The following is a 21,542-nucleotide window of genomic DNA, read 5'->3' on the forward strand; positions in this document are numbered from 1 at the left end:
GCGCCCGCTCACTCCGGGTCTCCCTCTTCCGCGTCGGCCGGTTCCCCCTGGTCGGCCGGCTCCCCCTGGTCGGCCGGTTCGGCCGGGCCTTCGAGGAACGCGGTGTAGAGGTGTCTGCCGCGGTCCACGGAGAGGTCGAGCTCGGGCAGGAGGTCCGGGACCGCGATCGCGGTCACCAGATTGCGGTACATGCGGGAGATCCGCGCCTCGACATGTCCCAGGTGCCGGTCGACGGTGTTCGAGATGAGCACCGTTCCGGCCCAGTTCCCCGCGATCTGGTGGGCCTGCTCCGCCACGTCGACGAAGGGCTTCAACTCCCCGCGCCGCCGTGCTTCGGCGAGCTGTCCCCTGTTGAAGACGATCCAGTCCGGCCAGGGCGTGCCGTAGGTTTCCGGCGCGTTGCTGTGGAACGAGAGTTTCAGAGCGGCCTGGAGCGCGTTCTCGTGGGAGATCCGGTAGGCCAGGATCATCCCTATGTCGACCACTTCCTGGAGCATGAAACGCTGTTCGCGCAGCCCCTCCATGGTCAGGGTGTCCCGCATGATGGCCGTCGCCACGTCGGCCTTCCCACCCGGGAAATGCCGGTAGAAGGCCCCTTTGCTGGTCCGTGCGGCGGCGATGAGGTCACCGACCGACGTCCCCTCGTAGCCGTCCCGCACGAAGAGCGCGCCCGCGGTGTCGAGGATGCGCTGCCTGGTGTCGATGGCCCGCTGCTGCTGACGTCGCGGCCTGCGCGGGTTGCTCATGCGATCTCGCCTTCGAGGCCCGTCCGTGTCCCTGACCGAATTCCAGTACGCGTTGATCAGCCCGCCGATCCTACCGCGAGGACGGCCCGGGTGAGGGGCCGTGAGGGGGCTCTCGGGAGCGGACAGGGCCACTCCGTGACACCACGGACATGTAAGGGACAGTGACCGACTCTGGTACTGACAAGTCCAGCCATCCCGAACGACGTAAACCGCCTTTGTGCAAGGCATGCTTGACGTCCTTCGGCCCGCGTTTCAGACTGGTCGTCGCCAGAAGAGACCGAGCGGTCCCTTCTGGCCCGGACCTCATCCGGCGGCACGGGGGCCCGGCGGGACAGCGCCCTTTCGGACACTTTCGCCGGCCGCGCGGCGAGCCGGACCGCGGTCGTGCCCCCACCACCGACCGCACCCGCCGATCCCGCCCAGGAGTCCCGCGCCATGACCAGCGTCCCGCCCTCCGCCGTCACGGCCGTGCTGCGGGCCGGTCCCGCGGCGGGTGCCGCGGCGGTGGTCGCCCCGTACGACGGCGGGGGTCCGCATCCGCGGGCCTTCGCGCGGCACGGCTGGCGGACCGTGGCCGTCCTCCCGGAGCGCCGGCTGCGCCCGCCCGCGTACCGGAACGCGGCGCCGCCGGTCGGCTACGGCGACACGGTCGTGCACGGGGGCCTGCGCCAGACGGTCAAGGCGCTGCGGGCACTGGGGGTGACGGCCGTCGTGGCGGGCGGCACCGGCGGGATCGAGCTGGCCGAGCGGATCGCCTGGCAGCTCGGCCTTCCCGGCGCCGATCCGGTGTCGTCGGCGCTGCGGTACGACCGCGGGGCCCAGGCGGCCCGGCTGGCCCGGCTGGGGATACCGGCGCTGCGGGGCATCCGTACCGCGCGGCTGGCCGACGCGGTGGCCTGGGCCCGGTCGTCCCCCGCGACCGGCTACCTGCTCGCCCCGGCGGCCGCAGGCACCCCGGTCGACGCGGTGGAGTGCGCGGACGAACACCGGATCGGCGCGGCCTGGCCGGAGCTGTGGCACGCGGCAGCCCGGCACTCCGGCAGCCCGCACCTGGTGCTGTCCGAGCTGCCCGGCCGCCGCCGGTACACGCTTCACACCGTCACCCGCCCGGGGCCGGACGGACGGCCCGAGCACGTCGTCACCGGCCTGCGGCCGGACGCGCCCACCGGTCCGCGCCCGCCGGACGGCCCGCCGGACCCGGCCCTCGCGCGCTACACGGCCCGGGTGCTGGACGCGCTCGGCGTGGTGTGCGGCCCGGCCTCCCTCCGGCTCGCGTACGGCGACGACGGCGCTGCGGACCGCGGACCGCGGCTGATCTGCGCGCTCGCGGCCCCGGTCATGGCGCACGCCGACGAGGCACCGCATCCGCCGACCGGACGCCACCGGGCCGCCGGCGTGCGCGCCCGCCGGCCCCCGCCCTCCGTCTCCGCCGTCCAGGACCACCCATGACCCGGCGGCCGTCGCGCCCGCACCCCACCACCCGAGAGGAGCCCCTGTGCTCACGTCACCCGCGCCCCGGTGCCACCCCGCCCCCGCCCGGCGGCAGCTGCTGCTGCTGACGGGCAACGCCCGCATCTTCGAGCTGCGGACAGCGCGGGCGGAGCCGTGCGCGCGGCGTCCGTCCACCGCGCCGGTGCTGCCCGCCGTACGAGTCCGCGGGTCCGACGCGGCTCTTCCCTGTGTGACGTTCGCCGCTCCCCCCGCCAGGACTGGGCAGTCACGTTACTCATAAGTAGCATGGGCACTGAGCGCGCGCTCAGCGCATCGCAGCAGTGCCATCCCGCACCCTGGAGGAGAGCCAATCGTGCCTCGTACCGTCAGGGATGTCGTCTTCGTCGACGGCGTCCGTACCCCGTTCGGCAAGGCGGGCCCGAAGGGCATCTACCACGAGACCCGCGCCGACGACCTCGTCGTGAAGGCGATCCGGGAGCTGCTGCGCCGCAACCCCGGGCTGGACACCAAGAAGATCGACGAGGTCGCCGTCGCCGCGACCACGCAGATCGGTGACCAGGGCCTGACCATCGGCCGTACCGCGGGCATCCTCGCGGGCCTGCCGACCTCCGTGCCCGGCTACTCCATCGACCGCATGTGCGCCGGCGCCCTGACCGCCGTCACCACGGTCGCCGGTTCCGTCGCCTTCGGCGCGTACGACGTGGCCATCGCCGGCGGTGTCGAGCACATGGGCCGGCACCCGATGGGTGAGGGCGTGGACCCGAACCCCCGGTTCGTCAGCGAGAAGCTGGTCGACGAGTCGGCCCTGTTCATGGGCATGACCGCGGAGAACCTGCACGACCGCTACCCGCAGATCACCAAGCTGCGCGCGGACGAGTACGCGGTGCGCTCGCAGGAGAAGGCCGCCAAGGCGTACGCCAACGGCAAGATCCAGCAGGACCTGGTGCCGATCTCGGTGCGCCGGACGAACCCCGAGGGCGGCGAGACCGGCTGGGGTCTGGTCACCGCCGACGAGCCGATGCGCCCGGGGACCACGCTGGAGAACCTGTCGGGCCTGAAGACGCCGTTCCGGGTGCACGGCCGGGTCACCGCCGGTAACGCGGCCGGTCTGAACGACGGCGCGACCGCCGCGATCATCGCCTCCGAGGACTTCGCCCGCGAGAACAACCTGCCGGTGAAGATGCGGCTCGTGTCGTACGCCTTCGCGGGTGTGGAGCCCGAGGTCATGGGCTACGGCCCGATCCCGGCCACCGAGAAGGCGCTCGCGCAGGCGGGGCTGTCCATCTCCGACATCGGCCTGTTCGAGATCAACGAGGCCTTCGCCGTGCAGGTGCTGGCCTTCCTCGACCACTACGGCATCGCGGACGACGACGAGCGCGTCAACCAGTACGGCGGCGCCATCGCCTTCGGTCACCCGCTCGCCTCCTCGGGCGTGCGTCTGATGACGCAGCTCGCCCGCCAGTTCGAGGAGCAGCCGAACGTCCGCTACGGCCTGACCACCATGTGCGTCGGCTTCGGCATGGGCGCGACGGTCATCTGGGAGAACCCGCACTTCGAGGGGGACAAGTGAGCACCACCGCCGAGCTTCTGAAGCAGGCCTCGGACCTGTTCCCCGACGAGGTCGTGACGTCGGCGCACGTACGTCACTTCGACCTGCCGGCCGGGGCCGGCCGCTTCGCGCTGATCACCCTGGACAACGGCCTGGACCACACCAAGCCGACCACCTTCGGCCCGGCCTCGCTGGCGAACCTCAACACCGCGATCGACCAGGTGGAGAAGGAGGCCGCCGAGGGCGCGATCGTCGGTGTGGGCATCACCGGCAAGCCGTTCATCTTCGCGGTCGGCGCCGACCTCAAGGGCGTCGAGCTCCTCAAGGAGCACGAGCACGCGCTGGCCATCGGCAAGGGCGGCCACGAGGTCTTCAAGCGCCTCGCGGGCCTGGCCGTGCCGACCTTCGCCTACTACAACGGCGCGGCCATGGGCGGTGGCGTCGAGGTCGGTCTGCACTGCACGTACCGGACCGTGTCGAAGGCCATCCCGGCGTTCTCGCTGCCCGAGGTCTTCCTCGGTCTGGTCCCGGGCTGGGGCGGCTGCGCGCTGCTGCCGAACCTGATCGGCGCCGACAAGGCCGTCTCGGTCATCATCGAGAACAGCCTCAACCAGAACAAGCAGCTCAAGGGGGAGCAGGTCTTCGAGCTGGGCATCGCCGACGCCCTCTTCGAGGGCGCCGACTTCCTGGAGCAGTCGCTGATCTGGACCGCCCAGGTGCTGAAGGGCGACGTCGAGGTCGAGCGCCCGGTGATCGACCGCGGCGAGGCCTGGGACCAGGCCGTCGCCCGCGGCCGGTTCATCGCGGACTCCAAGGTGCACGGCGCCGCTCCGGCCGCCTACCGGGCCCTGGACATCATCGCCGCCGCCAAGAACGGCGACCTCCAGCAGGGCTACGACGCCGAGGACCAGGCCCTCGCCGACCTGATCATGGGCGGTGAACTGCGCGCCGGCATCTACGCGTTCAACCTGGTGCAGAAGCGCGGCAAGCGGCCCGCCGGTGCCCCGGACAAGAACCTGGCGCGCCCCGTCACCAAGGTCGGTGTCGTCGGCGCCGGTCTGATGGCCTCCCAGCTCGCGCTGCTCTTCCTGCGCCGCCTGGAGGTGCCGGTCGTGCTGACCGACATCGACCAGGAGCGCGTCGACAAGGGTGTGGGCTACGTCCACGCCGAGATCGACAAGCTGCTCGGCAAGGGGCGCATCAACCAGGACAAGGCCAACCGCCTCAAGGCCCTGGTCACCGGTGTGCTGGACAAGGCCGAGGGCTTCTCCGACGCGGACTTCGTCATCGAGGCCGTGTTCGAGGAGATCGGCGTCAAGCAGCAGGTGTTCGCGGAGGTCGAGGCGGTCGCCCCGGCGCACGCGATCCTCGCCACCAACACCTCGTCCCTCTCGGTGACCGAGATGGCGTCGAAGCTCAAGAACCCCGAGCGGGTCGTGGGCTTCCACTTCTTCAACCCGGTCGCGATCCTGCCGCTCCTGGAGATCGTGCGCGGCGAGCAGACCGACGACGCGTCCCTCGCCACCGCGTTCGCCGTCGCCAAGAAGCTGAAGAAGACCGCGGTCCTGGTCAAGGACGCCCCGGCGTTCGTCGTGAACCGCATCCTCACCCGCTTCATGGGCGAGATCCAGAACGTCATCGACGAGGGCACGCCGGTCGAGGTCGCGGAGAAGGCGGTCGAGCCGCTGGGCCTGCCGATGTCCCCGCTGGTACTCCTGGAGCTGGTCGGCCCCGCGATCGGCCTGCACGTCTCGGAGACCCTCAACCGGGCCTTCCCGGACCGCTTCACGGTCTCCCCCAACCTCAAGGCGGTCGTCGAGGCGGGCAAGCGCGGCTTCTACGTCTACGACAGCGGGAAGCCCGAGCTGGACCCCGAGGTCGCCGCGCTGCTCAAGCAGGGCGACTCCGTCCTCACCGAGGAGCAGGTCCGTGACCGTGTCCTGGACGCCGTCGCCCAGGAGATCGGGCTCATGCTCGACGAGGGTGTCGTCGCCGAGGCGCAGGACATCGACCTCTGCCTGATCACGGGCGCCGGCTGGCCCTTCCACCTGGGCGGCATCACGCCGTACCTGGACCGCGAGGGCGTCTCGGAGCGCGTGAACGGAAGGAAGTTCCTGGCCCCGGGCGTGGCTTCGGTCCCCGCGTGACGGCCACAGCGCAGTGAAGGGGGCCCGCCGCACCACGCGGCGGGCCCCTTCTCCGTTCCGGGACGGACGTCAGAGCTCGCGCCAGGCCTCAAGTGCCAGCCCCGGCTCGTCCTTGCGGCGGGTCAGCAGGAACTGACCGGTGGACGGCGACAGGCTGGCCGCGGTCACCCGGCCCTCCGCGTCCGTGGCCAGGGCGACCTGGGCGTCGGCGGGGAGCTGCGGTCCGGACTCGGTCCACCAGGCGCCCGCCCGCTCGTCCTGGGTCGGATACGCGGCGAAGGCCACCCGGCCGCTCGCCGAGCGCTGGGCGAGCAACGTGCAGTCGTGGCCGTCGAGTTCGCAGCGGACCGCGGCGACCGGGCCGGGCCCCGCGGAGGAGAGCAGGGTGCCCGGCTTGGCGCCCGGACGCCAGGCGCAGAGGTCTCCGGCGTCGTCGGTGTAGTAGAGGGTGGTGCTCTCCGCCGAGGTGGCGAGGGCGGTGAGGGTCCCGGGCCGGACCGGGGTCTCCAGTGACTCGAGCAGCACGGGCGGCTTGCCGGCCTCCTCCTGACGCCAGTACAGGATCCCGCCGGGCACGGCCGCGTACACCTCGACGCGTCCCGACTCGCCGGTCACCGCCGCGAGCCCGTCCTCGACCAGCCGCCCCTTCAGGTCCCGCCAGGGATCCCAGCCGCCCTTCTCCTTCTGCGCGACCATGCTGACCCCGCGTCCCCGGTTGCGGACGAAGACATGGGCCCGGCCCTGCGCGTCCACGGCGACGGCCGGTGTGCCGGTGACATCACCCTTCTTGCTCGGGTGGCCGATCGAGTGCCAGTCCAGGGCCGCCAGATGAGGCCGGTAGTGCGTGGAGTGGACGAGACCCGACTCACCCTGCACGGTGGGCCGCCAGGCGACCAGGTGGGCGTATCCGTCGGCCCCCTGTCCCACCGAGAAGCCGGGGTGCAGCCGTTGGTCGCCGCCCATCTTCCGGGGTGCGCCCCAGGGCGCGCCGAGTCCGCGTTCCGCCCGGCACAGCACGGCGTCGCCCGACGGCAGATAGACACTGAGCCGGCCGTCACGGCCGCGGAGAAGCCAGTCGCCGTTCACCGCTTCACTCTAAGCGGGGCCGGTCACGGCGGTGGAGCGGCCCCGGGCATGCGAGGCTTGGGACATGGAAGACGAAGCTCCCCTGCTGGTGATCATCGACGGCGCGAACGTCGTCGGGTCGCGGCCGGACGGCTGGTGGCGGGACCGCAGGGGGGCCGCCGAGCGGCTCCGCGACCGGCTCGCCGAGCAGGGGCTGCCCGGCCGGCCGACACCGGTGGAGCTGGTGCTCGTCGTCGAGGGCTCGGCCCGCGGGGTGGCGTCGGTGCCCGGGGTACGGGTGGAGTCGGCACCGGGCAGCGGCGACGACCGGATCGTGGAACTGGCCGCCGAGGACCCCGGACGGCCCCGGCTCGTCGTCACCGCCGACCGTGAACTGCGCGGCAGGGTGGCCGAGTTGGGCGCCGAGGTGATGGGGCCGAGCGCCCTGCTGCGCTAGGGCCTGTCCGGCGGACCAGGTCGGAGGAGACCAAGGCGCCTCGTGAGCGCACGTGCCGCCGGTCGGGCGGTTCGTCCGGTGCGGGCCGGTGGGGGCTGGTCGCGCGGTTCCTCCCCCAGCCTTCGGCCGGGGGTACCCCCAGCGCCCCTACGGGGCGTTCGGCGCCCTCACGTACAGCACCGCACCGTCGACCTCGCCCGCCTGCTCGTAGCCGGACGCGAGCAGCCTGCGCAGGCTGGGGACGCGGTCGGGGCCGTACGGCTTGCCCCGGGAGTCGTCGACCACCAGGGCGGGCGCCCGGTCGGCCAGCTCCGCGCGGAAGACCGGCCAGGCGCCGGCGACGGCGTACTTCTCGCCGACCTGCGGGCCGTCCCGGCCGCCGCTGAAGTTGGTGAGGAGGCCGGCGGTGAGGTAGCGGGTGGCCGGGGTGCGGTCGGCGAGCCAGTACGTCTCCGGGTGTATGCCCCAGACCAGGACCCGGTCGCCGGGCGCGGTACGGCGGTCCAGGGCGAGCGCCAGCCGCTGGGCGTGCGCCAGTTCGGGCCGCGGGGCCAGGACGCCCCAGATCAGGAACAGGACGCAGGCACAGGCCGAGGCGAGCACGGCGGACGGGGTCCGGTCCCACGGCAGGACCTGCAGCGCGGCGGTGGCCAACAGGGCGAGCGGCGGGGTGAGTTGCAGGAAGTAGTGGCCGAAGAAGTGGAAGCCGAGGGTGACGGCGGCCGCCGACGCGGCCAGCCACAGCCACAGGTCGACGGCTCCGGTGCGGGCGACGCGCAGTGCCCGCACGATGGGCGGCAGCAGACCGGCCGAAGCCCCGGCGAGGATCGCCGTGTTGGTCAACGCCCGTGCCAGGACATGGAGTTCCGAGCCGGTGAAGGAGGCGTAGGCGCCGGAGCCGGTGACCGTCCAGAAGGCGAAGCCGCCCGGGTCGGTGGCCAGCGCCGCACCGAGGACGGGCAGGGCGGCGCCGGCCGCCAGCCGGAGCAGGCCCGCGTGCGGGCCGCCGTCACGGCGCAGCAGGCAGAGCACCGGGAGCAGGACCGCCCCGCCGGTCTGCTTGGTGAGGAAGGCGCAGGCGACGGCGGCCCCGGCCGCGCCCCAGCGGCGGCGGTCGGCGCACCACATCGCGGCGGCCGTGCAGGGCAGCATGAACACCTCGAAGGTGGCCGCCTGCGCGTCCTCGGGGTTGAGCCCGACCGAGACCAGCAGGTACAGCGCCCCGGCGGTACGGCCCGCGCGGTCGCCCCAGCGGCGCCGGGCGATCGACGCGAGCAGGACGGCGGTGGCCAGCTGGGCCAGTACGGCGAGGACCCGGAGCGGCGTGAGCGAGCCGGACCCGAAGACCGCGAACGCCCCCTCGTACAGCCACGGCAGCAGCGGCGGCTTGCGGTCCACGACCGTCTCGTACAGCTGCCCGCCGCGGGCGAGCAGGCGGGCCTGGACGGCGAGGAAGCCCTCGTCCGGGTTCCACAGCGGCCTGCGGAAGGACGGCACCCGGGTGACGCAGGCCAGGGCGGCGAGCAGGGGCAGCAGTCGCGTCCAGTACCCCTTCCCTGCGACTACGGACCGTGTGGGGGCGAGGGGCGCGAGAAGCATGGAGAGCACGCTATCCGGCCCCGCAGTCCCACCCGGACGGGACATACGGGGCCGGCCGTGGCGATCTGGCCGATCACGGAGTGTCGGCGGGGCTCCGCTCGGGCTGGGCGAGGCGGCTGTGCGAGCGGCCGTAGAGGAAGTAGACGGCGAAGCCGATGACCATCCAGACGGCGAACCGCAGCCAGGTCTCGGCGGGCAGGTTGAGCATCAGCCACAGCGAGGCCAGCACGGAGAGGATCGGCAGCACCGGCACCCAGGGGGTGCGGAAAGACCGCTCCAGGTCCGGCCGGGTGTTGCGCAGGATGATCACGCTGATCGCGACGACGATGAACGCGAAGAGGGTACCGATGTTCACGAGTTCGGCGAGTTCGCTGAGACTGGTGAAGCCGGCCACGATCGCGATGACGACGCCCAGCAGGATGGTCGGCCGGTACGGGGTGCGGAACCTCGGGTGGGTGTGCGAGAAGAAGCGGGGCAGCAGGCCGTCCCGGCTCATCGCGAAGAACACCCGGGACTGGCCGAGCAGCAGGATCATGCAGACGGTGGTCAGGCCGACGGCGGCGCCGAAGCTGATCAGGCCGGCGAACCAGGGGTGCCCGGTGGCCTTGAACGCGTCGGCCAGCGGGGCGTCCACGGACAGCTCGCTGTACTTCTGCATGCCGGTCACCACGACGGCCACGGCCACGTAGAGCGCCGTACAGATGACGAGCGAGCCGAGGATGCCGCGCGGCACGTCCCGCTGCGGGTTGCGGGTCTCCTCGGCGGCGGTGGCCACGACGTCGAAGCCGATGAAGGCGAAGAAGACGACCGAGGCTGCGGTGAAGATGCCCATCACGCCGAAGTTCGAGGGCGCCCAGCCGATCATCAGCTGGATCAGCGGGGCCTTGAGGTTGCCGCCGGCCGGCACGGGTTCCTTGGCCGGGATGAAGGGGCTGTAGTTGCCGCTGTGGACGAAGAAGGCGCCGGCGATGATGACGACCAGGACGACGGCCACCTTGATGGCGACGACGACGGAGGTGACCCGGGCGGAGAGCTTCATGCCGACGACGAGGATCGAGGTGAGGACGAGGACCAGGAGGGCGGCGAGGATGTCGAAGCCGAACCCGTGGGCGCCGTCTCGGCCGCTGAGGTACTCGGGCAGGTGCCAGCCGGCGTTGTCGAGCAGCGAGTGGATGTAACCCGACCAGCCGACGGCGACCACCGCCGTGCCCAGCGCCAGCTCCAGCACCAGGTCCCAGCCGATGATCCAGGCGGGGAACTCGCCGAGTGAGGCGTACGAGAAGGTGTAGGCCGAACCGGCGACCGGGACGGTGGAGGCGAACTCCGCGTAGCAGAGCGCGGCGAGGCCGCAGACGACGCCGGCCACGACGAAGGACAGCGCCACGGCGGGTCCCGCGTTGTTCTTGGCGGCCGTGCCGGTCAGGACGAAGATGCCGGTGCCGATGATGACACCCACGCCGAATACCGTGAGGTCCAGGGCCGACAGCGACTTCTTGAGCGCGTGCTCCGGTTCCTCGGTGTCCTTGATGGACTGTTCGACGTTCTTGGTCCTGAAGAGCGTGCTGCCCACGTGCCTACCTCCCGAGAGAGCCGGAGGTTCGTATGCCCGGCAAAGGCAGGTTCACGCAGATGGGTCGGTCTCGCCACCGGAGGGTGAGGAGACCGACCCACGGGGTGGTCCGGACGGGGTTGAGGCTGCGGGTGGGTGGGGGTGCGTGTCAGTTCAGTCTCTGGCAGGCTCCACCGAGTCGACTTCCGTCGTCGTGCCCTCCAGTTTCGCCACCAGGCCGGTGACCTGGCGGGCGATGTCCGGGGCCGTCAGGCCGATCTCGGCCATGACCTCGGCGCGCGACGCGTGGTCGAGGAAGCGGGGCGGGATGCCGAAGTCACGGAGGGGGACGTCGACGCCGGCGTCCCGCAGCGCCTGGGCGACGGCGGAACCGACGCCGCCGACACGGATGTTGTCCTCCACGGTGACGACCACCCGGTGCCGCTCGGCCAGCGGCGCCATGGCCTCGTCCACCGGCTTGACCCAGCGCGGGTCGACGACGGTGGTGGAGATGCCCTGCTTGTCGAGGAGGCCGGCGATCTCCAGGCACATGGGGGCGAGGGCGCCCACGGAGACCAGGAGCACGTCGGGGGTGTCGGTGCCGGGCTCGCGCAGCACGTCCATGCCGCCGACCCTGCCGACGGCGGCCACGGCGGGGCCGACCGCGCCCTTGGAGAAGCGGACGACCGTCGGGGCGTCGTCGACCTCCACGGCCTCGCGGAGCTGGGCGCGGACCTGGTCGGCGTCGCGCGGGGCGGCGAGCCGGAGGCCGGGCACGACCTGGAGGATCGACATGTCCCACATGCCGTTGTGGGAGGCGCCGTCGGTGCCGGTGACGCCGGCCCGGTCCAGGACGAACGTCACCCCGCACCGGTGCAGGGCCACGTCCATCAGCACCTGGTCGAAGGCGCGGTTGAGGAAGGTGGCGTACACGGCGAAGACGGGGTGCAGACCGGCCGTGGCGAGGCCCGCCGCGGAGACGGCGCCGTGCTGCTCGGCGATGCCGACGTCGTAGATCCGGTCCGGGAAGGTGTCCGCGAACTTCTTCAGGCCGACCGGCTGGAGCATGGCCGCCGTGATGGCGACGATGTCCTCGCGCTCCCTGCCGAGCTCGACCATCTCGTCGCCGAAGACGGAGGTCCAGTCGGCGCCGGAGACCTTGACCGGCAGGCCGGTGTCGGGGTGGATGGGGCCGATGCCGTGGAAGCGGTCGGCCTCGTCCTGGAGGGCGGGCTGGTAGCCGCGGCCCTTCTCGGTCAGGCAGTGCACGATCACCGGTCCGCCGAACCGTTTGGCCCGTGCGAGGGCCGACTCCAGGGCCTCGATGTCGTGGCCGTCGATCGGGCCGACGTACTTCAGGCCGAGGTCCTCGAACATGCCCTGCGGGGCGATGAAGTCCTTCAGCCCCTTCTTGGCGCCGTGCAGGGTGTCGTAGAGCGGCCTGCCGACGACCGGCGTGCGCTCCAGCAGGTCCTTGCCCCGGGCCAGGAAGCGCTCGTAGCCGTCCGTCGTGCGCAGGGTCGCCAGGTGGTTGGCGAGGCCGCCGATGGTCGGGGCGTACGAGCGCTCGTTGTCGTTGACGACGATGACCAGCGGGCGGTCCTTGGCGTCGGCGATGTTGTTCAGCGCCTCCCATGCCATGCCGCCGGTGAGCGCGCCGTCACCGATCACGGCGACGACGTGGCTGTCGCGTTCGAGCAGCTGGTTGGCCTTGGCGATGCCGTCGGCCCAGCCGAGCACGGTGGAGGCGTGGCTGTTCTCGATCACGTCGTGCTCGGACTCGGCCTGCGAGGGGTAACCGGACAGGCCGCCCTTCTGCTTGAGCCGGGAGAAGTCCTGACGGCCGGTGAGCAGCTTGTGCACGTAGGACTGGTGGCCGGTGTCCCAGAGCACCTTGTCCTTCGGCGACTCGAAGACACGGTGCAGGGCGATGGTGAGCTCGACCACGCCCAGGTTGGGACCGAGGTGTCCGCCGGTCTTGGAGACGGCGTCCACGAGGAAGCTCCGGATCTCCTCCGCCAGCTGGACCAGCTCCTCGGTGCTGAGCCGGTCCAGATCGCGCGGTCCCCTGATACGGGTCAGCAGCGGCACCCGTGCCTCCTTGCAGTAGAGCTGATCGAGCTGTTGCCGGGCTCGTCGAGTCTAGTGTTCCGCCCGCGCGGAACGACTCCGGCCCTTGAGTCATGGGTCACGCGATCGGCTGTACCCATCATGCCCCCCACCTATGACACGACTGTGCCCGGCACCTTTTCAGGCACCGGGCACAAGTCCTACCCAGGGGCGCTGGGGGTACCCCCGGCCGAAGGCTGGGGGAGGAACTGCGCTACCAGCCACGACGGACCGGCACCCGGCAGCGCGCCCCGCGCCCCCACGCCGCTAGCCGCGGCCGGCCGCCTTCTGGCTCTTGCGGGAGACGGAGTCGATGACGACCGCACCCAGCAGAACACCACCGGTGATCATGTACTGGATCGACGTGTTCATGTTCAGCAGGTCGAGACCGGTCTGGATCGACTGGATGACCAGCATGCCCAGCAGCGCGGACCAGACGGTACCGCGACCGCCGAACAGCGACGTACCGCCGATGACCGCCGCCGCGATGGCCAGCATCAGGGTGTTGCCGCCACCGGCGTTGAGCGTCGCGCTCGCCGTCTGACCGGCGAAGAACATGCCGCCGATCGCCGCGAAGCCACCGGAGATGGCGAACACGGTGATCCGGACCATCGGCACGCTGATACCCGCACGGCGGGCCGCCTCGATGCCGCCGCCGACCGCGAAGACCTTGCGGCCGTACGTGGTACGACGCAGCACGAAGTCGACGATCACCAGCGACGCGAGGAAGATCACCAGCGCGTTGGAGACACCGGCCGCGTTGTTGAGCACGGCGGCCGCGGCGAAGGACGCGATCGCGAGCAGGCCGACACGGACCAGGATCTCGCTGGTGGGCCGGAACGGCACGCCCACCGCGCGACGCCGGCGCTGCTCGTTGAACTGGCCCAGGGCGGAGAGCACGACGCCGAGGCCGGCCAGCAGGTAGGCGCCGATGATGGCCTGGTCCATGAAGAAGGAACTCTGGCCGAGGAGGTGCACCGGGCCGCTGTCGGCCGGGATGTTGATCGTGCCGCTGTCGCCCAGCAGCCACAGCATCAGACCGTTCCAGCCGAGGAAGCCGGCCAGGGTGACCACGAACGCGGGTACGCCGATCTTGGCGAAGAACCAGCCGTGCAGCGCGCCGATACCGATGCCCGTGACGATCGTCAGGACCAGCGCCAGCCACTGGTTCATGCCGTGGTTGACCACGAAGACGGCGAACACCGTGGAGGCCAGACCGCTCACCGAGCCGACGGAGAGGTCGATCTCGCCGAGCAGCAGCACGAACACCAGGCCGATGGCGAGCATGCCGGTGGCCGAGAGGAAGTAGCTGATGTTGGAGAGGTTGTCCGCGCTGAGGAACAGGCTGTTCTTCAGCTGGAAGATGGTCCAGATGATGATCAGGCCGATCACCACCGGCAGCGAGCCCAGCTCGCCGCCCTTCACCCGGCGCTTGAACTCCGTGAGGTAGCCCTTGAAGCCCTCCTCACGGACCAGCAGGCGCGGGTCGACGACCGTGACCGGCGCGGCCGTGGGGTCGTCGGCGGGCGCGACCGTGGTCGCGGCCTCGGCCGCCTCGGTCTTCTCGACCTGGGGCGACTCGTCGCCCTGCACGGTCTTGTTCGACGTCTCGCTCACTTTGCCGCCTCCGGGGTGCGACGCTCCGAACGACGGGTCACGGCGTTGTCCGTGGCACCCGTGATCGCCGCGATGATCTCTTCCTGGCTGGTGCTCTTCACGGGGAAGAAACCGTTGTTCCTGCCCAGACGCAGCACGGCGACGGTGTCCGCGACCGCCTTCACGTCGGCCATGTTGTGGCTGATGAGGATGACGGCGAGGTTCCGCTCGCGCAGCCGCTCGACGAGGTCGAGGACCTGCGCGGTCTGCTCGACACCGAGGGCGGCGGTGGGCTCGTCGAGGATGACGACCTTCGGGTCGCCGATCAGGGCGCGGGCGATGGCCACGACCTGACGCTGACCGCCGGAGAGGCTGGCGATCGGGATGCGCACGCTCGGGATCCGGATGGAGAGCGTGCTCAGCAGCTCGCGGGCCTGCTTCTCCATCGTCACCTCGTCGATCACGCCGCGGTGCAGCAGCTCACGGCCGAGGAAGAGGTTGCCGACCACGTCGAGGTTGTCGCAGAGGGCGAGGTCCTGGTAGACCGTCGCGACGCCGAGACCTTGGGCGTCGTGCGGCTTGTTGATGCTGACCGGGTTGCCCTCCCACTCGATGACGCCCTCATCGATGGGGTGCACACCCGCGATCGTCTTGACCAGGGTCGACTTTCCTGCGCCGTTGTCGCCCACCAGGGCGACCACTTCTCCGGCGTGGACCTCCAGTTCGACGTCGGTGAGGGCCTGGACCGCACCGAATCGCTTGGAGACTCCGCGCAACGCCAGCACGGGCGTAGCGGACACGTGAACCATCTCCTTCGCCGCCTGACCGGCGGGGATGCCGCGCTTGGTGATCAGGCGCGGAGGGGCGTGCGGTACCTCGGGGTGCCTCGGTGTCCGCACGCGGTTTACAAGATGAACATGCGCGAATCCGCCGCGCTTGGCAACGGGTCCGTCCGACGCCCGCTCCGGCAGCGGGGTATGAAGGCCGGAGCGGGCGTCGGAGGAGTTTCGCGAGACCGCCGGGCGGACCACCGGGCCCTTGCGGAAGGGCGGGGTGCACGCCGGGCGGCCGGGGCCCGGGTGTCGTACTGCGATCACCCGGGCGCTGGCGGCCGGAGCCAGGTGGCTCCGGGGGCTCGGCTACTGCAGGCCGGCGGCCTTGCAGGCCTTGGCGAACTCGCCGGTGCAGATGTCGGAGACGGTGTACAGACCGTCCTTGATCACCGTTTCCTTGATGTTGGCCTTGGTGACCGACACCGGGGTCAGCAGCTGCGAGGGCACCTTGTTGCCGGAGCCGCTGGTCAGGGTGGTGGTGGCGAGCGAGGAGATGCTCTTGCCCTCCAGCAGGTCCACCGCGATGGTGGCGGCGGCGTCGGCCTCCGGCTTGAACGCCTTGTAGACGGTGGAGGACTGGGTGCCGGCGACGATGCGCTGGATGCCCGCGAGCTCCGCGTCCTGGCCCGTCAGCGGGATGCCGCTGATGCCCGCGCCCTTGAGGGTGTTGGCGATACCACCGGCCATGCCGTCGTTGGCGGAGTAGACGCCCGCGATGTTCTTGGCACCGAGCTGGGTGATGGCCGCCTTCACCTTCTGCGCGGCGACCGTGTCCTTCCACAGACCGGACTGCTCGTAGGCGATGTCGACCTTGCCGTCCAGGGCCTGGTGCGCGCCCTTCTTGAACTGGGCGGCGTTCGGGTCGGCGTCGTCACCGTTGATCATGACGATCTTGGACTTGGTGGTCGCCTTGGAGCCGAGGGCGTCCAGCAGGGCCTGGCCCTGCAGCTGGCCGACCTTGACGTTGTCGAAGGAGACGTAGGCCGAGACGTTGCCCTGGGCGAGGCGGTCGTACGCGACGACCTTGATGCCCTTGGCCACGGCGGCGTCGATGGAGGACTTGATGGCCGCGGAGTCCTGGGCGGAGATCACGATGACCTTCACGCCCTTGGTGACCATGCTGCTGACCTGCTGGGCCTGCTTGGCGGCGTCACCGGCAGCGTTCGCGTACTCGACCTTGCAGTCGGCACACAGCGAGCTGACCTGCTGCTCGAAGTACGGCTTGTCGAACTTCTCGTAGCGAGCGGTCACGCTGTCGGGGAGCAGCAGGCCGATGGTCTTGCTGCCACCGGAGGAGCTGCTGCTCGACGAGTCGCTCTTCTTGTCGTCGCCGGCCTTGCCACAGGCGGCGAGGGACAGCGCCATGGAAACAGCGGCGGTGCCGATCACGACTCTACGCATCGTTGCGTTCATTTGGGGGTGCCTCCCTGACAGGGCCGCAACGCTGCGGCCGAGGTGGCTCGAAGTCAACTCGGCCGCAAGTTCGACGTCAAGAAGTAAATACTTAACGAGATGGCAACGGCGCCATGCGTTCTCTAAGTGAAGACAGGTGCCACGGCAGGCATCGACCCATCCAAAAGGGTCGAATCGCCCATCTCACTGAGCGCGAGAGCGAGCGCTCCGAGCACCTCCGCACGGCCGCCCAGCGCCCCCGGAAGCACCGAGAGCTGCCGGGCCGCACTGGGGATCGCATAGCGGCTCACGGACTCCCTGATGGGCCCCAGGACCAGCTCCCCGGCTTCGGCCAGGTCACCGCCGAGGACCACCCGGCTCGGGTTGAGCAGGTTGCAGAGATTGGCCACCCCGCTGCCGATGTGCCGGCCGACGTCGCCGATCACCCGACGGCAGCCCGGGTCGCCGTCCCTGGCCAGCCGCACGACGCCCTCCATGGTCAGCGCGGTGCCGTGACTGGGCTGGAGCAGCGGCAGCACGTAGCGGGCCGACGCGAAGGTCTCCAGGCAGCCGCGGTTGCCGCAGCGGCAGACCGGGCCGGACTCGTCGAGCGTGATGTGCCCGATCTCGCCGGCCGTGCCGCCGGGGCCCCGGTAGATCTTCCCGTTGATCACCAGGCCGGCGCCGACACCGCTGGCGACCTTGATGTAGGCAAGATCACGCACGCCCTTGCCGCTGCCCCAGACCAGCTCGCCGAGGGCGCCCAGGTTGGCGTCGTTGTCCACGTGCACGGGGACGCCGAGGCGCAGCCGGAGCTCCTCCGCGGGTCTCGCGCCGATCCAGCCCGGCAGGATGGCGCTGGAGCCGAGGGTGCCGGACTCCACGTCGATCGGGCCGGGGACGCCGACACCCACGCCGGCGATCTTCGAACGGTCCACGCCGGTCGCCTCGATCAGGCGGTTGACCAGCTCTTCGGCCCGGTCGAAGCCCTGGCTGGACGACGCGTCCACGTCGAGCGGCTCGGACTCCTCGGCGAGCACCTGGTGGGCGAGGTTCCCGATCGCGACGCGCAGGTGGGTGTGGCCGAAGTCGATCCCGATGACGATGCCGGCGTCACCGCTCAGGCTCACGCTGCGGGCCCTGCGGCCGCCCGCGGACGTGGGGGTGACCTCGACCGTTCCGCCGTCCTTGAGCTCGCGCACGATGTTGGAGACCGTCGCGGCGGACAGACCGGTCGTGCGCGCGATCTCCGCCTGCGTGAGCGATCCGGCCAGGCGTACGGCCCGTACGACACGTTCCAGATTGGCTCGGTGCAGCGACGACTGCGACCCCGGAGTCTCCATCGACCCATCCACTCCTGCCATCGGAGGCGGCCACGGCGCCGCCAACGTGACCCAGATCACCTCACTGAGACCGGGCCACTTACAAGTTATGAACTCCAAGCTCTGCTGAACCGGTTACCGCCGTCAAGTCCTTGACAGAAATCGTTGGCGGTTCGGGGGTTGCCCGGCGGACATGCGACGGACACGTCCAGGCCACTGCAGAGCAGGTCGCAGGGCAGGGGGCGGGACGGTCCATGGCCGGGTACGGCGGCGTCGTGGCTGGTCGCGCAGTTCTCCGCGCCCCTGACGGGGCGCCTTCACCTGCGTTACTTCAAGGCTCCCGCCGTAAGACCGGCCACCACCTGGCGCTGGAAGACGATGTAGGCCGCGAGCACCGGGAGCATCGCCATCACCAGGCCGGCGAAGAGGCCGGACCAGTCACCCTTGTAGCCCTGACTGACCGCGAGCTGGACCAGGCCCTGGGTGAGGACGTGCTTGTCGGGGTCGGTGTTGAGGACCGTGGGGAGCATGTACTGGTTCCACTGGCCGAGGAAGTTGAAGATCCCCACGCTGATCAGGCCCGGCTTCGCCATCGGCAGCATGATCTGGAAGAACGTGCGGGTGTGCGAGGCGCCGTCGACGAAGGCGGCCTCGGCCACCGAGGTGGGCAGCGTGCGGAAGAACGCCGTGAGGAAGAACACCGTGAACGGCAGCGAGTAGGCGATGTAGACCAGGATGAGGCCGTGGATCGTGTTCAGCAGGCCCAGGTTGTTCACGACGTAGAACAGCGGGACCAGGGCCAGCATGATCGGGAAGCTCATGCCGCCGATGAACAGGTAGTAGATGAAGCGGTTGCCCGGGAAGTCGAAGCGGGCCAGGACGTAGGCGGCCATCGAGCCGAGGACCAGCGTGCCGATGAGCGAGCCGCCCACCACCAGGACGGTGTTCAGGAAGTAGTCGCTCATGTTGGCCTGGGTCCACGCCCGCGACCAGTTGTCGAAGTGGAGCCTGTCCGGCAGCGCCCAGGGCGAGCCGAAGATGGACCGGTCGTCCTTGAAGGACGTCATCACCGCCCACAGCAGCGGCGTGACCACCATGAAGGCCCAGATGACGAGGATGCCGTGGGAGAAGACGTTGAGGACCCCGCCCTCGCGCTTCGGCCGGGCCGGCGCGGGCGCGGGGGGCTCTGCGCTGCTGACGGTGACATCGGGCTCGGTCGTCGTCATGGCTTCAGTACTCCAGCCGCTCGCGACGGCCCAGCCGCATCACGACCGCCGCGAAGGCGAGCGTGACGACGAGCAGGGCGACGCCGATGGTGGTGGCGTAGGCGGCCTGACCGTCCCGGAACGCCTTCTGGTACACGTACAGGACCAACACGGTCGTCGAGTAGTCGGGGCCGCCCGGTCCGGTCGTCATGATCTGTACGACCGCGAACGACTCGGCGCCGAGCGCGAGGATGCCCATGTAGACCCAGCCGGACTGCACGGTGTCCCACAGCAGCGGCAGGGTGAGGCGGAAGAAGGTGGTGGCGCGGCCGGCGCCGTCGAGCAGCGCGGCCTCGTAGAGGTCGGTGGGGATGGACGCCATGCCCGCCGAGAAGAGGACCACGAAGAAGCCGACCGTGGACCAGACGAGTACCGCCATGACGCACCACAGGGCGAGGCTCGGGTCGCCCAGCCAGAGCGGCTGGACGCTGTCCAGGCCGATGCCTCGCAGCAGTGAGTTGATCGCGCCGCTGTCCGGGTTGTAGGCGAAGGCGAAAAGCAGCGAGACGATCGCGATCGACAGCACCTGAGGGAAGAAATAGACGATCTTGTAGAAGGAGGAGCCCCGGACCCCGGAGACGACCGGACCGCCCCTTCTTCTCCGGCCGCCCACATTGATCATGAAGGCGAAGAACAGCGCCAGACTGATCGTCACCAGCGGCAGCACGACCGCGAACATCAAGCTGTGCTGCAAGGACTTCCAGAAGACGTCGTCGTGCAGCATCCTCCGGTAATTGTCCAGGCCGACCATCTTGAATTCGGGGCTCAGGCCCGTCCAGTCCGTGAACGAGTAGTAGATGGACTGGACGAAAGGCCACACCACGAAAAGCGCGTACAGTCCGAGGGGCAACGCCAGAAACCCCACGATGAACCGGTACTTGCCGTGCTGCATCGCCGCTCCGGTGCCGAGAGGGTCGCTGGTTACTGGTGCTTGTAGTGCTTGATCGTGGTGTCCTTGGCGGCCTCGTCGGCGAAACCCTGGATCTTCTTGACGGCCTCCGCCGGGGTGAGCCGGCCGGCCATCATCTCGCCGAGTCCGGCGACTCCGATCTTCTCCTTCTGGAGCTGCACGTACCAGTCCTGCAGCCGGGGGTTGACGACGTTCGACCCGGCCAGCTTCAGCGCGGCCACCCCCGAGGTGAGGCCGGGGGTGAGGGTGATGCCGTCGGTGCCGCCGTTGTACGCGGTCAGCGACTTCACCTTGGTCGTGAAGTTCTTCGACGAGGCCTCGCTGAGCATGATGCGCAACTGCTCCATGCCGCCCGGGGCGTTCGCGGCCTTGGCCGGGACGATGAACGGCTCGCCGCCGGAGGCCCAGATGGTGCCGAACGGCATCTTGTCGTTCTTGTCGATGCCGGTGGGCGCGGAGACGGCGAGGTCGAAGTCGGAGGGGATGACGTTCGCCGACTCGTTCTCCACCCAGGAGCCGTTCGGGATGAACAGCGCCTTGCCCTGCGCCCAGGCGGTCTGCGACTGGATGTGGTCGAGACCCGGGGTGCCCTTGAGGATGTAGCCCTTCTTGTAGAGCTCGTAGTACGCCTCGAAACACGCCTTGACGGCCGGGTGTTTCCAGGCGTTCGGCTCCAGGTTGTCGATCGCGTTCAGCACCTCGACGCCGCCGACCTTGCCGATCATCGGGTAGAGCGAGAAGGGGATGTAGTACGGGTACTTGCCGGCGTAGGTCCAGCCGGCCATGCCCTTCTTCTTGGCCTTCTCGCAGACGGCGATCATCTGGTCCCAGGTCTGCGGGTACTCGGCGTCCAGCGAGTCCAGGGCCTTCTGGGAGTACCAGACGCCGTAGACCGTGTAGGCGTAGTACATGATCCAGACCGGGTCGCCGTCGAACTGGCCCATCTCGACGATGCCGGGCCGCAGCGTGTCGCGGACCTTCTTGTTCGGGTCGTCGTACGACGGCGCGTCGAGGAGCGGGGTGAGGTCGGCCAGCTGCTTCTTGCCGACGAGCACGCCCATGTCCATCTGCTCGGCGCCGGAGTTGTCGATGAGGTCCGGCGGGGTGCCCTGGTTGAAGCGCGGCTGCAGGGTGGACTGGATCTTCTGGGTGGCGGAGAACTTGACCTTTGCCTTCGGGAAGTCCTTCTCGTAGATCTTCACCGCGTCCTCGGCGTACTCCTTGCCGAATCCGCCGTCGAAGAGGACGAATTCCAGCTGCGCGGTCTCGTTGACACCCAGCGGGTTCTTGGCCGTTTTCTTGCCGGCCTTGTCCTTGGACTGGCCGCCGCCGCCACTGCTGGCGCAGGCGGAGAGGAATCCGGCGGCGGGGACCGACATCAGGCCGAGGGCGGCGGACCGCTTGATCAGATCGCGGCGGCCGACACCTTCCGAGCGGTGGCCGGCGGCGGAATCGGAACCGTGGTGGGCAGCGGAAGTGGATCCCATGCTCAAGTGCTCGCCTTCTCCAGGACTCAGGCGGTGAACCGGATCCTCCCGGCACCGCGGTCGG

Annotated in this window: 16 protein-coding genes; 4 read left to right on the forward strand and 12 right to left on the reverse strand. The window is 70.2% G+C overall.

Annotated features, from left to right (window positions below; genetic code table 11):
* Positions 1-8: 8 nt before the first annotated feature.
* The gene (locus tag AB0M11_RS01435) at positions 9-746 is read right to left on the reverse strand and encodes a TetR/AcrR family transcriptional regulator (RefSeq protein ID WP_365700107.1); all 738 of its coding nucleotides are present in this window, start codon (positions 744-746) and stop codon (positions 9-11) included.
* 435 nt (positions 747-1,181) lie between these two features.
* On the opposite strand from AB0M11_RS01435, the gene AB0M11_RS01440 reads away from it, so the two are divergent.
* The 3 genes from AB0M11_RS01440 (at position 1,182) to AB0M11_RS01450 (ending at position 5,894) form a co-directional block, all read left to right on the forward strand.
* Positions 1,182-2,195, forward strand: coding sequence for a hypothetical protein (locus tag AB0M11_RS01440; protein ID WP_365700109.1), 1,014 nt, complete (start codon positions 1,182-1,184; stop codon positions 2,193-2,195).
* Positions 2,196-2,550: 355 nt separating this feature from the next.
* Entirely contained in the window at positions 2,551-3,768 is a 1,218-nt protein-coding gene (locus AB0M11_RS01445) for an acetyl-CoA C-acyltransferase (RefSeq protein ID WP_365700111.1), read from the forward strand.
* Positions 3,765-5,894, forward strand: a complete 2,130-nt coding sequence (locus tag AB0M11_RS01450; protein ID WP_365700113.1) for a 3-hydroxyacyl-CoA dehydrogenase NAD-binding domain-containing protein — start codon at positions 3,765-3,767, stop codon at positions 5,892-5,894. The genes AB0M11_RS01445 and AB0M11_RS01450 overlap by 4 nt, the downstream gene beginning before the upstream one ends.
* Positions 5,895-5,963: 69 nt before the next feature.
* Here the strand turns inward: AB0M11_RS01450 and AB0M11_RS01455 are convergent, their stop codons facing one another.
* Complete coding sequence (locus AB0M11_RS01455; protein ID WP_365700115.1) at positions 5,964-6,980, reverse strand: hypothetical protein; 1,017 nt, start codon at positions 6,978-6,980, stop codon at positions 5,964-5,966.
* Positions 6,981-7,044: 64 nt separating this feature from the next.
* On the opposite strand from AB0M11_RS01455, the gene AB0M11_RS01460 reads away from it, so the two are divergent.
* Positions 7,045-7,416, forward strand: a complete 372-nt coding sequence (locus AB0M11_RS01460) for an NTP pyrophosphohydrolase (protein WP_365700117.1) — start codon at positions 7,045-7,047, stop codon at positions 7,414-7,416.
* Positions 7,417-7,563: 147 nt separating this feature from the next.
* Here AB0M11_RS01460 and AB0M11_RS01465 read toward each other — a convergent pair whose 3' ends face one another.
* From AB0M11_RS01465 to ngcE, 10 genes are all read right to left on the reverse strand, one after another.
* Positions 7,564-9,015, reverse strand: coding sequence for a glycosyltransferase family 39 protein (locus tag AB0M11_RS01465; RefSeq protein ID WP_365700119.1), 1,452 nt, complete (start codon positions 9,013-9,015; stop codon positions 7,564-7,566).
* 73 nt (positions 9,016-9,088) lie between these two features.
* Positions 9,089-10,585 (reverse strand): amino acid permease, encoded by a 1,497-nt coding sequence (locus tag AB0M11_RS01470; RefSeq protein WP_365700121.1) that lies wholly within the window; start codon positions 10,583-10,585, stop codon positions 9,089-9,091.
* Between the two features lie 153 nt (positions 10,586-10,738).
* Complete coding sequence (gene dxs, locus AB0M11_RS01475) at positions 10,739-12,655, reverse strand: 1-deoxy-D-xylulose-5-phosphate synthase (protein WP_365700123.1); 1,917 nt, start codon at positions 12,653-12,655, stop codon at positions 10,739-10,741.
* A gap of 285 nt (positions 12,656-12,940) precedes the next feature.
* A complete protein-coding gene (locus AB0M11_RS01480) occupies positions 12,941-14,290 on the reverse strand; it encodes a sugar ABC transporter permease (RefSeq protein ID WP_365700125.1) in 1,350 nt (449 codons plus the stop codon).
* Complete coding sequence (locus AB0M11_RS01485) at positions 14,287-15,078, reverse strand: ATP-binding cassette domain-containing protein (RefSeq protein WP_365700326.1); 792 nt, start codon at positions 15,076-15,078, stop codon at positions 14,287-14,289. The genes AB0M11_RS01480 and AB0M11_RS01485 overlap by 4 nt, the downstream gene beginning before the upstream one ends.
* Before the next feature lie 330 nt (positions 15,079-15,408).
* Positions 15,409-16,503 carry a substrate-binding domain-containing protein gene (locus tag AB0M11_RS01490; RefSeq protein ID WP_365700127.1) on the reverse strand — a complete coding sequence of 365 codons (1,095 nt, stop codon included), beginning with the start codon at positions 16,501-16,503 and terminating at the stop codon, positions 15,409-15,411.
* A gap of 134 nt (positions 16,504-16,637) precedes the next feature.
* Positions 16,638-17,837, reverse strand: a complete 1,200-nt coding sequence (locus tag AB0M11_RS01495; RefSeq protein WP_365700129.1) for an ROK family transcriptional regulator — start codon at positions 17,835-17,837, stop codon at positions 16,638-16,640.
* A gap of 305 nt (positions 17,838-18,142) precedes the next feature.
* A complete protein-coding gene (locus tag AB0M11_RS01500) occupies positions 18,143-19,042 on the reverse strand; it encodes a carbohydrate ABC transporter permease (RefSeq protein ID WP_365700131.1) in 900 nt (299 codons plus the stop codon).
* A 4-nt stretch (positions 19,043-19,046) separates the two neighbouring features.
* Positions 19,047-19,973, reverse strand: a complete 927-nt coding sequence (locus tag AB0M11_RS01505; protein WP_365700133.1) for a sugar ABC transporter permease — start codon at positions 19,971-19,973, stop codon at positions 19,047-19,049.
* 29 nt (positions 19,974-20,002) lie between these two features.
* Positions 20,003-21,478 (reverse strand): N-acetylglucosamine/diacetylchitobiose ABC transporter substrate-binding protein, encoded by a 1,476-nt coding sequence (gene ngcE / locus AB0M11_RS01510; RefSeq protein ID WP_365700135.1) that lies wholly within the window; start codon positions 21,476-21,478, stop codon positions 20,003-20,005.
* Positions 21,479-21,542 lie beyond the last annotated feature (64 nt).

This window comes from Streptomyces sp. NPDC051987, from assembly GCF_040680735.1.
Classification (GTDB): Bacteria; Actinomycetota; Actinomycetes; order Streptomycetales; family Streptomycetaceae; genus Streptomyces.